Consider the following 15,593-nt stretch of genomic DNA (forward strand, 5'->3'; position numbering starts at 1 on the left):
GAATGTGATTTTATATAAATTTGTTATTTAGAATAAATATAAATAATTATGAGTAAAGCAATATATATAGCCACTAGCGATCATAATAGTGGTAAATCAATTATCACGCTCGGTTTGATGAGTATCTTAATTGGTAAAACAGCCAAAGTAGGGTATTTTAGACCTATAATCGAAGATTTTGTTGATGGTGAGGTAGATAATCATATCGAAACCGTTTTATCGTATTTTAATCTTGATATTGCGTTTGAAGATGCGTACGCTATTACTAAAAGCAGATTAATTAAGAAAAAGAATAAAGGTAAAATAGGAGAGGTTCTTGATTTAATTATTGAAAAGTATAAAAAACTAGAAGAACGTTTCGATTTTGTTTTGGTTGAAGGAACAAGCTTTACCGGAGAAGGAACTTCTATCGAATTAGATTTGAACGTTTTAATCGCTAAAAACCTTGGAATTCCAACCATAATTGTCGGTTCAGGAGTTGGTAAAACTTTAGAAGAACTTTTAGATAGCTTGTATTTAGTTTACGATTCTTTTAAAGTAAAAGAGGTTGAGGTTTTATCTGTTTTTGCTAATAAAGTCCAGCCAGAAAATATCGAATTGGTTACGAATAGCTTGCAAAAAAGTTTGCCATCAAACGTATTAATCAATACAATTCCGCTTGTCTCTAGTTTGAATAATCCAACTATGCAGGAAATTGTAAACGAATTGAATGCTAAGGTATTATTTGGAGAAAACTATTTAAACAACGAAATTGGTCATTATAGTGTTGGAGCGATGCAATTGCATAATTATTTAGTGCATTTGCATAACAACGCCTTAGTAATTACTCCTGGAGATCGTTCGGATATTATTTTAGGGGCTTTGCAAGCAAATGAATCGGCTAATTACCCAACTATTTCAGGAATTATCCTGACTGGAAATATTGTTCCAGAAGAGAGTATTTTAAAACTTATTGAAGGACTTTCTGCTATTGTCCCGATTATCGCTGTGGATGGCGGAACTTATCATATTACCAATAAAATAGGTTCTATAAAATCAGAGATTTACGCTAATAATACACACAAAATTGAAACATCAATTAACACTTTTGAAAAATACGTCGAAATTGAAGCTTTATCACAAAGAGTAATTACTTTCCAACCTGAAGGCATGACGCCAAAAATGTTTCAATACAATATGGTTAAAAGAGCTAAACAGCACAGAAAACATATTGTTTTGCCAGAAGGAAATGATGACCGAATTATTGCTGCAGCTTCAAGATTATTAGATATGGATGTGGTAGATATTTCTATTATTGGAGACAAAAAGCAAATTGAAAGCAAAGTTGCAGAACTTGGACTTACATTTGATTTTTCTAAAGTAAACATAATCAATCCAATCGAATCTGAAATGTATGAGGATTATGCTAATACGTACTATGAGCTAAGAAAGGCGAAAAACGTAAGCATTACAATGGCAAGAGATTTAATGGAAGATGTTTCGTATTTTGGAACTATGATGGTGTACAAAGGCCACGCAGACGGAATGGTTTCTGGTGCGGCACACACAACACAGCATACCATTTTGCCAGCACTGCAATTCATTAAAACAAAACCTAATTCATCTGTAGTTTCTTCTGTATTTTTCATGTGTTTAGAAGACCGAGTTTCAGTTTTTGGAGATTGTGCTATCAATCCAAACCCAACTGCTGAGCAATTGGCAGAAATTGCAATTTCTTCTGCAGAATCTAGTTTAGCATTCGGAATTGAACCAAAAATAGCTATGCTTTCTTATTCTTCTGGATCATCAGGAAAAGGAGACGAAGTTGATAAAGTAAGAGCAGCTACGGCAATTGTAAAAGAAAAAAGACCTGATTTAAAAATTGAAGGACCAATTCAGTATGATGCAGCGGTTGATTTGAGTGTTGGAAAAAGCAAAATGCCAGATTCAGAAGTGGCAGGACAGGCAAGTGTGCTTATTTTCCCTGATTTAAATACCGGAAATAATACTTATAAAGCTGTTCAAAGAGAGACTGGAGCTTTGGCAATTGGGCCAATGTTACAAGGTTTAAACAAGCCAGTAAACGATTTGAGCCGTGGTTGTACTGTAGACGATATTATTAATACAGTTGTGATTACAGCGATTCAAGCGCAGGGAATGTAAATAATTGTGAATTGTTAATGGTAAATTATGAATTATGAATTATGAATTATACTTACCTTAAAAATCACCTTTATTTTAATGTGAATTCGTGATATTAAAAATATAAAATAAAAAGTTTTGAGTCTTTAAAAAAACTCAGCACCTTAGAAACTTAGCATCTTAGAATCTTTAAAAAAATGAAAATACTTATAATAAACTCAGGAAGTTCTTCAATTAAATACCAATTAATGGTAATGCCAGAAAATGAAGTAATTTGTTCTGGAATGATTGATAGAATTGGCTTAGAAACTTCAAATGTTACTTTTAAAACTGCGACAGCTTCACGTGAAGAAACGCTACCAATCCCGAACCACAAAGTAGGTTTACAAAAAGTAGCTAATATGCTTTTAGATCCTGAAAAAGGCGTTATTAAATCAACTTCAGAGATTGCTGCTGTTGGACATCGCGTTGTGCATGGCGGAAGCGATTTTAGTGCTACAGTAAAAATTGATGAAAAAGTAAAAGCAAAAATTAAACAGCTTTTTGAATTGGCTCCATTACACAATCCTGCTAATTTAGAAGGAATTAATGTGGCAGAAGAAATTTTTAGTTCGGCTGAGCAAATTGCGGTTTTTGATACGGCTTTTCATCAAACAATGCCAGAAGTAGCTTATAAATATGCTATTCCGAATTATTTGTTAACGGAAAACAAAGTGCGAGTTTACGGTTTTCATGGAACAAGTCATAAATATGTTTCTGAAAAAGCGATTAATTATTTACAGAACAATTCGAAAATAATTACAATTCATTTAGGAAACGGCTGTAGTATGGCAGCTATTAAAAACGGAAAATGTATTGACACTTCAATGGGATTTTCTCCTTCAAATGGTTTAATAATGGGAACGCGTGCGGGAGATATTGACCAGTCGGTTGTATTTTATATGATTAAAAATTTAGGATACACTCCAGACGAAGTGAATGCAGTTTTATTGAAGCAAAGTGGTATGCTTGGGCTTACAGGTTACAGTGATTTGCGTGATATTGAAGCAGAAGCAGAGAAAGGAAATAAAGATTGTCAGTTAGCGTTACAAATGAATGCGTACAGAATTAGAAAAACAATCGGAGCTTACACTGCGGCCTTAAACGGACTAGATGCAATTGTTTTTACGGCTGGAATTGGCGAGAATTCTTCATTTATGCGTAATTTAATTTGTACTGATATGGATTATTTTGGAATTGAAATTGAGAAAGAAAAGAATCAAATTCGTTCTAAAGAATTACGTGAAATAAATTCTGAAAAATCTATTGTAAAGGTTTTAGTTGTTCCAACAGATGAAGAATATGAAATTGCAAATCAGGTTTTTAACTTACTAGAGAATTAGATTTGAAAGAATATTAGAAAGAACTCCTCAATTCGAGGAGTTTTTTTTAGCTCTAAAAATTAAATATTTGTGAGTATCTTTGAATTTAAAAACGAATATCTTGAAATCGATACTTTTTAAATCAGTTTTCTTCTTTTTCATCGCTTTACAACTTCAAGCACAAGAATTACTTCCATTTGTCGAAAATTACAGTAAATCAGATTATCAGGGTGATAATCAAATCTGGAATGTAGCACAAGGAAATGATGATGCCATGTATTTTGCCAATAATCATTACTTATTGCGTTACGATGGCGTAAAATGGGAAAAATATACACTTCCAAATAAAACTATTATCCGATCAATTTTGATTGAAGGCGATAAAATTTATTCTGGCTCTTATAAAGAATTTGGTTATTGGTATAGAAAAGATGGAACAATGCATTATGTTTCAATTACCAAAAATCTTAGATTATTTGACGAAAGAGATAACGAAGAAATCTGGAAGATTTTTAGATTCAATGGATCACTTTATTTTCAATCCTTCAACGATGTTTTCATTTACAACGGAAAAACAATTAAGAAAATTAAGTTTCCGTTTCTGATTTCGTATTGTTTTGGTGTAGATCAAAATTTATACGTAGCTTCTGTACAGGACGGGATTTTTAAAATGAATGGTAACCATATTGCCAACCCTAAAGGATGGAATGTTTTAAAAAACACTGTTGTCCATGCCATAGAAAAATATCAAAACAAGACTTACATATTTACACAGAAAAAAGGAGTTTTTATTGTAGAGAAAAATGGTTTAAAAAGTTGGGATAATCCGATAAATGAAACTTTAAAATCGGCTACAATAAATGTGGCAAAATTTATCAAAGACGAAAAGCTAATTATTGGGACTGGAAACAGGGGGATTTACCTATTGGATTTAAAGAACAATTCCTATAAAAATATTGAACGTGACAATGTTTTGATGAATAATTCGGTTTTAAGTTTAGGATTTGACAAAGAAAACGACTTATGGGTAGGTTTGGATAATGGTATTGCGCATGTTGAGGTTAATTCGCCTATTTCTTTCTTTTATGATAATTCTGGTCTTTTAGGGTCGGTTTATGCTGTGGCTGCAATTAATAAAGGATATTTGATTGCTTCAAATCATGGAATTTTTGAGTATAGTTCAGGGAAATTCAACATGATGCCAAATACACAAGGGCAGGGTTGGAATATTTCTTTTATAGACGGAAAATATATTATAGGACATAATGACGGAACTTTTTCATATGAAAATAATGCTTTGACAAAAATAAACGGGATAAGCGGTGGTTGGAATATGTCTAAAAGCAGTATCAATAATACTTATTTCCAATCGACATATAGTGGTATTCTGGTTTATGATGATCCTACTAATTTATCTCATTATAAAATCATAAAAGATCTTGCTAAACCAATAAAATATGTTGCTCAAAATAAGAAAAACGAAATTTGGGCTGCTGATAATTATCGAGGTTTATATCGTGTTTTGTTAGATGATAATTACAATACTTTAAAAGTAGAAAATGTCACTCAGCAAAGTAAAATAAAGAATGATTTCGGAATTAAGATTTTTGAGTTTAGAAAAGAAATACTTTTCCTTATTAATAATTCTTGGTATACCTATAATTCAATTGCTAATAAACTGGAGCAAAATGACTTGTTTAATGCAAGTTTCAAGAATGTAACAGATGTTGTGTCTATTGATGAAGACCATTTTATGGTTTTGCAAAACGGAATCTTATATCACATTTATGCTCAAGGAAATAAATTTATCTGGAATATAATTCAGGAGAAATATTATAAAGGAAAGCTGATAAACGAAAATTTAAGAATCTTCAAAAAAGACAATTATTATTTGTTTAATCTGGATGACGGATTTATTTCGCTTAAGCTTGAATATGAAAACAAACAAAATTCAAAAGTTGAAATCGAAGCGTTTAGTAATGATGTTTTAATTCCAAACGATGAGAAAATAAAGTTCAATACAGAATTAAAGATAAATGTCATTTCTGGAATTTACGGAGCAAGTAAACCAAATCTATTTTATAAACTAGACAAGGAAAAAGATTTTGTCCCAATTTCTGACGGATTAATTGTTTTGAATAATTTAATAAGCGGTTATCATTCTGTTGAAATATTTAAACACGATGGTGCAACTTATGACAAAGTTTCTTCCTATAAATTTAAAGTAGCAGAACCTTGGTATTTTTCTTTCTGGATGATTCTGCTTTATTTACTTGTTGTTGGTGTAGTTCTATTTTTCTATTATAAATGGAATAAACTTCGCTATATGCAAAAATTAAAATTGCAGGCTGAAGAATTAAAACATCAGAGAGAAATTCTTGAGATGGAGTTGAAGAAAGAAAACGAACTTAATATTCAAGAATACGAAAAACATATCTTGGAATTAGAATTGCAGGCAAAATCTTCAGAAGTAGCGGGTAAATCTTTATCAATTGCCAAACAAACAGAAATGATTGACAAAATTCAAGGTATTTTGGAAACCGAAAAAGATTTTGGCAAACTTAAAAATGAAATTAGAAAAGCAATTAAGATCAATGAAGTGAATAAGCACGAATGGGAAACTTTTGAAACCAATCTGAATCAAATTCACAATGAGTTTATTATTAACCTTTCTAAAAAATATCCACAACTAACTCCAAAGGATATAAAACTGTGTGTTTATCTAAAAATGAACCTTTCTTCTAAAGAAATTGCTCCTATGATGAATATCTCTTTTAGAGGTGTAGAATTGCATAGATATCGTCTTAGAAAGAAGCTAAACCTTACTCAGGACGAAAACCTGTCAAAGTTTTTATTAACTCTGTAAGATTTGGTTTTGTTTTTTACAGAATTTATATTTTTCCATATCATTTTTTATATAATTGTGATACATCATTACTACATCATAATGTTATGTTAAACGAATTTCTTTAACATTTATAGTGTTGATAATCATTGTTGTAAGGTAAAATTTTAACATAATGATGTAGCTATGTTGTAGTGGTGTTTGATGTACTACAACGTTGTAATTGCTTAATTTGGCTCTACTAACTTAAACGATTACGTACTGTATGAAAAATTTTATTTTTAGCTTTTTAGCTCTCTTGTTGCTGCCTACATATATGATGGGGCAAGCACAAGCAATTAAAGGAAAAGTAGTAGACAGTAGCGGAATGGGAGTTCCAGGAGCAATTATTAGTGCTTCAGAATCCAGAACTTCTGCTGATGCTGACTTCGATGGTAATTTCACCATTAATGCAAAACCAGGAGAAATTTTAAAAGTTTCTATGCTTGGTTTCGATGCAGTTTCTGTTCCGGCAGCTGCAGGTATGTCAATCACTTTAAAAGAAGCTGGTGATACAGCCTTAAAAGAGGTGGTTGTAATTGGTTACGGTACCAGAAAGAAAATTGATAATACTACTGCCGTGGCTTCATTAAAAGCAGAAGATGTTACTAAAACAAAAGTTTTAAATGCATCACAAGCTATTCAAGGTAAAGCTGCGGGTGTTCAAGTAACTTCTTCAGACGTTCCTGGAAGCACACCTTCTGTAGTTATTAGAGGTTTAGGTACAGCATTAGGAGGTAGAAGTCCTTTATATATTGTTGATGGTATGCCAACGGAAAATATCAATAACATTAATACAAACGATATTACTTCTTATGAAATCTTAAAAGATGCTTCTGCGTTAGCTATTTATGGAACAAGAGCTGCAAACGGGGTTATCATTATTACAACTAAAAAAGGTAAAGGTGATAAAGTATCTGTAGAGATTGAAAGTTTTGGTGGTGTTAGATCTCCATTGAAAAAAGTGAAAATGGCAAACGGAAACCAATATGCAGCTTACTCAAACGCGGCATTAGGAACAAACACATTTGCTGCTAATCAGCCAGTTAATACAGATTGGTTAGATGAAATTACAAGAACAGGATCTTATACCCAAAATAACGTTTCGGTTTCTGGAGCTTCTGAAAATATTAAATATTTCTTTAGTTTAGGAAACTATGAAGAGAAAGGTATTTTAAATGGTCTTGATTACGGGCGTACTACATTCAGAAACAACAATGAATTTAAACTGTCTAAGAAAGTAACGTTAAATCAAAATTTCAGTTTTACATCAGCTAAATCTTCACCAAAACCATTAGGAGCTTTTACAAATGCTTATAAACAATCTCCTATAGTACCAGTACGTTTTGCTGACGGTCAATATGGTGTTTCTCGTGTAGATGCTAATGGTGTAGCTGCTCCAATTGGTTCATCATTTAATAATGTTGGAAATCCAGTTGCTCAGTTAGATTTCTATAATGAACAACAAAAAAGCATTACGCTTCAAGGAGGTTTAAAATTAGATTGGGAAATTTTAAAAGAATTAAAATTTACTTCTCAGTTTAATGGTGAGTACTATAATTGGAACCAATACAATTTTGAAGATAAGCAAGGTATCTGGATGGCTGCAAACCCTAACACAACAGAAGCAGACTACGTAGCTACTCACGCATCAGATCCAGTAAATTTATTGACAAGAGGTAGAGAAGAATACTTTAACTGGAATTTATCTAACTACTTAACTTACAACAAAGTTTTTGCAAATATTCACGACGTTGAACTTACTGCAGGTATCGAGGCTTCTGTAAAAGGGCCAAGAGAAACTTTGACTATTGCAAGAAAAAATGTAAGTGAAAATTCAGACTATTGGTCTTTGTATAATGCAAAAGACGCAACAGGTGTTCAATATGTTGGTGATGTTACTAGTTTATATGATATTAAATATAATGAAAGCAGATTAGCTTCATACTTTGGAAGATTCCAATATAAATTAATGGACAGATATTTATTTACTGGAACTATTAGACGTGATGGATCTTCAAACTTTGGTAAAGATTACCGTTGGGGAACTTTCCCATCTTTCGGTCTTGGTTGGGTTATGACAAAAGAAAGTTTCTTAGCTGGTGTTAAAGGTGTTGATTTAATTAAATTAAGAGGAGGTTGGGGTAAATTAGGAAATCAAAATGTTCCTTTAAATACTCAAGCATATGCTTCTGGACTTAATGCTTATTTAGGAGGTTCACTTTTATATCAAGGAACAACAATTAACTCTCAAATTGATCCGAGTTTATCTTGGGAGGTTACAGAGGAAACTTCTGTGGGTGTTGATTTTGAATTCTTAGACAGCAGATTAAAAGGATCTTTTGATTGGTATGATAAAAATACAAACAATGTTATTTTAAATACAATTCCATACATGCCATCAGGTTTGACAATCGCAACTCCTGCACACGTTGGTGAGATTTCTAACAAAGGTTATGAGGTTTCTTTACGTTGGGATGATAAGATTAACGATAACTTAAGCTATTGGGTTGGAGGAAACTTCTCTCACAATCAAAACGAACTTGCTTCTATAAAAGATTTTGATATTTCGCCAGTAATTGGAGGTAATTTAGGTAATGGTCAAAATACTAAAATGTTGAACAAAACTTCAATTGGCCAACCATTGGGAAGCTTCTACTTATATGAGTATGCAGGTATTGACCCAGCTAATGGTAAAATGTTATACTATAATGCAGCTGGTGATAAAGTAACTCAAAACTTACTTGACGCTACAAAAGACAAAAAATATGTTGGTTCTATTTTACCTAAAAACAACTACGGTGTTACTTTAGGATTAAACTACAAAAACATTGATTTCTCTGTTGACGGTTATGGTACTGGTGGTGCTAAAGTTTACAATGGTAAAAAAGCACAACGTTTTACAGGTGAAAATGTTGAAGCTTCTTTAACAAGCGATTTCTGGACAGCATCAAATACAACAGCATCAAATCCTGCACCGTTTAATGAAGTGCCAGTTGCTTCAACATACTATATGGAATCAGGAGATTTCTTTAGAATTAACAACATCACTTTAGGATACAAACTTCCTTTAAATGAGACAAGTTTTATCAACTATTGCAGACTTTATGTAAATGCTATTAACCCATTTATTACTCAAAAATTCTCAGGTTTTTCTCCTGAATTAAATGGAGACGGTAATCCTTACGGAACTCAAGGGATTGAGCTAGATGCTTATCCAACATTAAGATCTTTCGTTATAGGTGCTAATTTAAAATTTTAATATTATGAAAAAGATATATATATCAATGTTAGCTCTATCAGCATTATTCTTTACAGGGTGTGCAGATGACTTTTTAGATGTTGATTCAACACAAGCTGTACCAACGACAGATGTTGATCAATACAATAGCGATAGTGGTGCAAAAACATTTGTAACTTCAATTTACAGTAAATTCCTTGATTGGGATATGAGTTCATTTGGATGGATTGGTTTAGCAAGTATCACTTCTGATGATGCTGATAAAGGATCTTCTCCTGGTGATACAGGAACAGATAAAGACGTTTTGGATGCCTTAACATATAATGCTTCAAACCCATCTGCAGAAAGTACTTTTATTGCTCAATACGATGGAATTAACAGATGTAACCAAGCTTTAGATATGATCCCAAAATTGGATAAAGCTGATGCTACATTAAGACAAAGATTAATGGGTGAAGCAAAATTTTTAAGAGCTTTCATGTATTTTACATTAGTAAAATGCTACGGAGGTGTTCCAATTGTTGATCGTTTACAAAGCCCAACTTCTGAGGAAGATAAAAAAATGTTGCTGACTCGTAAATCTGTAGAAGAAGTATATGCTTTTATTGAAAAAGATCTAGCAGAAGCAATTGCAGTTTTACCAAACAGAAGTGCTTATGCTGCAGATGAAAAAGCGAGAGCTTCAAAAGGAGCAGCTTATGCTTTATTAGCAAAAGTAAGTTTGTATCAAAAGAAATGGCAGCAAGTTGTAGATAACTGTGACCTAATTACAGGTTACAGTCTTAATCCAAGCTATGCTAAAATGTTTAGATTAGAAGGTGAAAATGATGTTGAATCAATTTTCGAAATAAACGGAAACGGTGCAGTACCAACTAAAGGTATCTCAGGTTACTCAAACACACAAGGTGCTCGTGGTGCCGGTGGATGGGGATGGGGATTCAATGTTCCATCACAAAGTTTGTTAAATGCATACGAGGCAGGAGACGTTAGAAAAGATGCTACAATTATCTTTAGAAACTCTACATTATATGATGGAAGAGTTGTGCCAGAAACGGTAGAAAATCCAATGTATAATTTTAAAGCATATTCTTCTTCATATACTGATGCATGGGAAACGGATGCAAATATTAAATATTTAAGATATGGTGAAGTGCTTTTAATGAAAGCTGAAGCATTAAACGAATTAGGTCAAACTTCTGAAGCTATTGGGTTATTGAACCAAATTAGACACAGAGCTCAACTAGGAGATACTCCAGCAACTACTCAAGCAGCAGTTAGAACTGCAATCTGGAAAGAAAGAAGAGTTGAGTTAGCTTTTGAGTTTGATAGATTCTTTGATTTAGTTAGAACTGGTCAAGCTGAAAGTGCTTTTGCTGCAGACGGAAAAGTATTTACTGTAGGTAAAAATGAATTATTCCCAATTCCTGCTAACTTCATTTTGCAGGCAGACGGAATGTCTCAACAAAATCCAGGTTACAATTAATACCACTATATATCACTTCCTTCACTTTGCTGAAGGAAGTGATTATTTTATTAAAATCTTAAATTTTTATAATGATTAGAATTTCAGTTTTATTTTTAGCTTTTACTTTTTTTAGCTGTGGATCAAATGCCGATAAGTCGAAAGAAAATGCGGAAGAAAATACTTCTGGCGTTGCTGCATTAACAGACGAGCAGCTTTTAGATACTGTTCAAAAACAAACTTTTAAATATTTCTGGGATTACGCAGAACCAAATTCTGGGTTGGCTAGAGAACGTTATCATCCTGACGGAGTTTATCCTGAAAATGATTCGAATATCGTTACAACAGGTGGTTCAGGTTTTGGATTAATGGCGATTGTTTCAGGAATGTCTCAAGGTTATATTACTAAAGAGCAAGGTGTAGAGAGACTTAACAAAATTGCAGATTTTTTAGGCAAAGCAGATCGTTTTCATGGAGCATGGTCTCATTGGATTGACGGAAATACAGGAAAAGTAAAACCTTTTGGAACCAAGGATAATGGTGGTGATTTAGTCGAAACTTCATTTTTGGTTGCAGGAATGATTACAGTTCGTGAATATCTTAAAGATGGTTCTGAAAAAGAAAAAGCAGTTGCTCAAAAATACGATGCACTTTGGAAAGGTGTTGACTGGCAATGGTATACAAACAATAAAAATGTTCTGTACTGGCACTGGTCTCCTTCTTATGCGTGGGAAATGAATTTTCCATTACAAGGCTATAACGAATGTTTGATTACTTACGTAATGGCAGCGTCTTCGCCAACACATACAATCGATGCAAAAGCATATCACGAAGGTTGGGCGAGAAGCGGTGGCATAGTTTCTTCAAAAACAAAATATAATATCCCACTTATTTTAAAGCACAATGGTGCAGAAGAATTTGGCGGTCCATTATTCTGGGCTCATTATTCTTATGTAGGTTTAGATCCAAATCAATTAAGCGATAAATACGCTAATTATTGGGATTTAAATGTAAATCAGACCAAAATCAATTATCAATACTGTGTAGAAAATCCAAAGAAAATTGCTGGATATGGTCCAGAATATTGGGGATTAACAGCATCATATTCAAGAAATCCTGACGGTTCTATTGGATATAATGCACACATGCCAAGTAATGACCAAGGTGTGATTTCGCCTACTGCAGCAATCAGTTCAATTGTTTATACACCAAAGGAATCAATGACATTTATTCGCAATTTGTATGAAAACCATAAAGACGAAACTTGGGGAGATGCAGGTTTTTATGATGCCCTTAGCCTAGGTAATAAATGGGTTGCAAAACGTTATTTAGCAATTGATCAAGGTCCTGAAGTAGTAATGATAGAAAATTACCGTACAGGTTTATTGTGGAAACTATTTATGAACGCACCAGAAGTAAAACAAGGTTTAACAAAACTTGGATTTAAATCTGGGAAATACGGAATTTAAAATTCTATGAAGAATACATTAGCATTTATATCACTGTTATTTTCTATAGTTGTTTTTGGGCAGAGTGAAACAACAGGAAAAATTAATACAGTTATAATGTCTAAATATGAGCTGGGATATGTTTTGCATCGTCCGGCAAATGTTAAGGAGAAAAAGCCATTAATTGTTTTTATTTCAGGAGATGGAGAAAAAGGAACTGATCTAGAAAAAGTAAAAATTAATGGTCCTTTAAAATATTTAAAAACTCACCAATTAGACGCTTATATATTGGCTCCACAATGTAAAGAAGATGAAAATTGGGATATAGAATCAATTTATCAGCTGATCTTAAAAATCCAGAAAGAGAATAAAATCGATTCAGAAAGAATATATGTTACTGGTTTGAGCTCAGGAGGCTGGGCTTCATGGAATTTGGCTTTTGCACATCCAGATCTATTTGCCGCAAATGTACCTGTCGCTGGTTTTGTAGATTTAATTCAGTTAGAACATGCTTGTGAAATAGCCAATATTCCAACCAGAATTTTTCACGGATTACAGGATAATGTGGTAAATGTGAATTATGCAATTACAATTTATAATGAATTGAAAAAATGCAACGCAAAAGATGTTAAGCTGACCATTTTTGATGATGCAAATCATGACAGCTGGACAAGAGTTTATGATAACAAAGATATCTACGACTGGATGTTTCAGCAAAGAAAAACGAATACAAACAAATAAATAGAATAGAATGAAAAACAAATTAGTCTTACTTTTTTTAGGATGCGCTGTTTTGGGTTATGCTCAAAAAAAGCCAGCTAAAAATACAGTGAAAATTAAACCAAAGTCTGAATTTGTGGCGGAATTAATGTCAAAAATGACTTTAGACGAGAAATTGGGTCAGTTAAACTTGCCAACATCTGGTGATATTACCACAGGGCAGGCAAACAGCTCAAATGTGGCAAAAAATATTGCTGAAGGCAAAGTAGGAGGTTTGTTCAACATTAAATCAGTACAAAAAATTAAAGAAGTACAGAAAATTGCTGTTGAGAAAAGCCGTTTAAAAATTCCATTGCTTTTTGGTATGGACGTTATTCACGGTTACGAAACAACATTCCCAATTCCGTTAGGATTGTCTTGTACTTGGGATATGAATCTTATCGAAAGAAGTGCGCAAATTGCTGCTAAAGAAGCAAGTGCAGATGGAATTAACTGGACGTTTTCTCCAATGGTTGATATTTCTCGTGATCCAAGATGGGGTAGAGTTTCTGAAGGTTCAGGAGAAGATCCATACTTGGGTGGCCAAATTGCAAAAGCGATGGTAAACGGTTACCAACAACATGATCTTTCTAAGAATAACTCAATTTTAGCTTGCGTTAAACACTTCGCATTATATGGAGCTCCAGAAGCTGGTCGTGATTATAACACGGTAGATATGAGCCATATCAGAATGTTTAACGATTATTTCCCTCCTTACAAAGCAGCAGTTGATGCAGGTGTAGGTTCTGTAATGGCTTCTTTCAACGAAGTTGACGGAATTCCAGCAACTGGAAACAAATGGTTAATGACAGATGTTTTGAGAAAACAATGGGGTTTCAAAGGATTTGTAGTAACAGATTTTACAGGAATTCCTGAAATGATCGAACACGGAATGGGAAATCTTCAAGATGTGTCTGCATTAGCTATGAATGCTGGTGTTGAAATGGATATGGTTGGAGAAGGTTTCTTAGGAACTTTGAAAAAATCTTTAGACGAAGGAAAAGTAAAAATCGAAACTATCGATAATGCTGTAAAACTTATTTTAGAGGCAAAATATGATTTAGGTTTATTCCAAGATCCATACAAATACTGTGATGAAAAAAGAGCTAAAACTGAAATCTTTACAACAGATAGCAGAAAAGAAGCACGAGATATTGCAGCTCAATCTTTAGTATTATTAAAAAACCAAAACCAGCTTTTACCACTTAAAAAATCAGGTACAATTGGTTTAATCGGACCATTAGCTGACGCTAAAGAAAATATGCCAGGAACTTGGAGTGTGGCTACAAAAATGGAAAATGCTGTTTCATTATTGAGAGGTATTCAAGAAGTTGCTGGAGCTGGAACTAAAGTTTTATATGCAAAAGGAAGCAATTTAGATTACGATGAAACTTTTGAAACTAATGCAACAATGTTTGGAAAAACATTACACCGTGATTCACGTTCAAAAGAAGATTTATTAGCTGAAGCTTTAAAAGTTGCTGAACAATCTGATGTTATCGTTGCTGCTTTGGGAGAGTCTGCTGAAATGAGCGGTGAATCTAGCAGCCGTACGAATTTAGAAATTCCACAAGCGCAAAAAGATTTATTAAACGCTTTATTGAAAACAGGAAAGCCAGTTGTTTTAGTTTTATTTGATGGACGTCCGTTAGTAATTACTGACGAAGAAAAAACAGTTCCTGCTATCTTAAACGTTTGGTTTGCTGGTACAGAAGCTGGTTATGCTATTGCTGATGTGTTATTTGGAGATGTAAATCCTTCAGGAAAATTAACTTCAACTTTCCCAAGAAGCGTTGGACAATTGCCAATTTACTACGCACACAAAAATACAGGAAGACCACTTTCTAACACAGAAGGCAAATTCGAGAAATTCAGATCAAATTATATTGACGAAAGAAACGAGCCTTTATTCCCATTCGGATTTGGTTTAAGCTACACCACTTTTGATTATTCAAACTTGAAAATTTCTTCTGATAAAATGAACGCAACTGGAAAATTGAAAGTAACTGTTGATGTAACAAATACTGGAAATTTTGACGGAAAAGAAACAGTTCAATTATACATTAGAGATTTAGTTGGTTCAGTAACAAGACCAGTTAGAGAGCTAAAAGGTTTCCAAAAAATAGCACTTAAAAAAGGTGAAAAACAAACAGTAAGTTTTGATATCACTGCAGAAGATTTAAAATTCTATAACTCTGATTTACAATTTGTAGCAGAGCCTGGTCAGTTTGATATTTTCGTTGGAGGAAATTCAAACGCCGATAAGAAAGTTAGTTTTGAGTTAACTAAATAGTTGGTTTATTTGATTAGTGAAAAG

General features: G+C 33.2%; 8 protein-coding genes. All 8 read left to right on the forward strand.

All coding sequences use genetic code 11. The features are described from left to right. The first annotated feature begins 48 nt into the window (after positions 1-48). Positions 49-2,142: a phosphate acetyltransferase gene (gene pta / locus DM444_RS02500; protein ID WP_111283665.1), complete on the forward strand. Its 2,094-nt coding sequence runs from the start codon at positions 49-51 to the stop codon at positions 2,140-2,142. A gap of 176 nt (positions 2,143-2,318) precedes the next feature. Next, positions 2,319-3,503, forward strand: a complete 1,185-nt coding sequence (locus DM444_RS02505; RefSeq protein ID WP_111283667.1) for an acetate/propionate family kinase — start codon at positions 2,319-2,321, stop codon at positions 3,501-3,503. A gap of 100 nt (positions 3,504-3,603) precedes the next feature. Continuing rightward, the gene (locus tag DM444_RS02510) at positions 3,604-6,348 is read left to right on the forward strand and encodes a helix-turn-helix and ligand-binding sensor domain-containing protein (protein ID WP_111283745.1); all 2,745 of its coding nucleotides are present in this window, start codon (positions 3,604-3,606) and stop codon (positions 6,346-6,348) included. 244 nt (positions 6,349-6,592) lie between these two features. Beyond that, positions 6,593-9,628: a SusC/RagA family TonB-linked outer membrane protein gene (locus DM444_RS02515; protein ID WP_111283669.1), complete on the forward strand. Its 3,036-nt coding sequence runs from the start codon at positions 6,593-6,595 to the stop codon at positions 9,626-9,628. Between the two features lie 4 nt (positions 9,629-9,632). Continuing rightward, the gene (locus DM444_RS02520) at positions 9,633-11,090 is read left to right on the forward strand and encodes a RagB/SusD family nutrient uptake outer membrane protein (RefSeq protein WP_111283671.1); all 1,458 of its coding nucleotides are present in this window, start codon (positions 9,633-9,635) and stop codon (positions 11,088-11,090) included. Between the two features lie 71 nt (positions 11,091-11,161). After that, positions 11,162-12,538 carry a glucoamylase family protein gene (locus DM444_RS02525; protein WP_111283673.1) on the forward strand — a complete coding sequence of 459 codons (1,377 nt, stop codon included), beginning with the start codon at positions 11,162-11,164 and terminating at the stop codon, positions 12,536-12,538. A 6-nt stretch (positions 12,539-12,544) separates the two neighbouring features. Further along, entirely contained in the window at positions 12,545-13,258 is a 714-nt protein-coding gene (locus tag DM444_RS02530) for a carboxylesterase family protein (protein ID WP_111283675.1), read from the forward strand. Positions 13,259-13,268: 10 nt separating this feature from the next. After that, positions 13,269-15,569, forward strand: a complete 2,301-nt coding sequence (gene bglX / locus DM444_RS02535; protein WP_111283677.1) for a beta-glucosidase BglX — start codon at positions 13,269-13,271, stop codon at positions 15,567-15,569. Positions 15,570-15,593 lie beyond the last annotated feature (24 nt).

The organism is Flavobacterium ginsenosidimutans, assembly GCF_003254625.1.
Taxonomy (GTDB): Bacteria; Bacteroidota; Bacteroidia; order Flavobacteriales; family Flavobacteriaceae; genus Flavobacterium; species Flavobacterium ginsenosidimutans.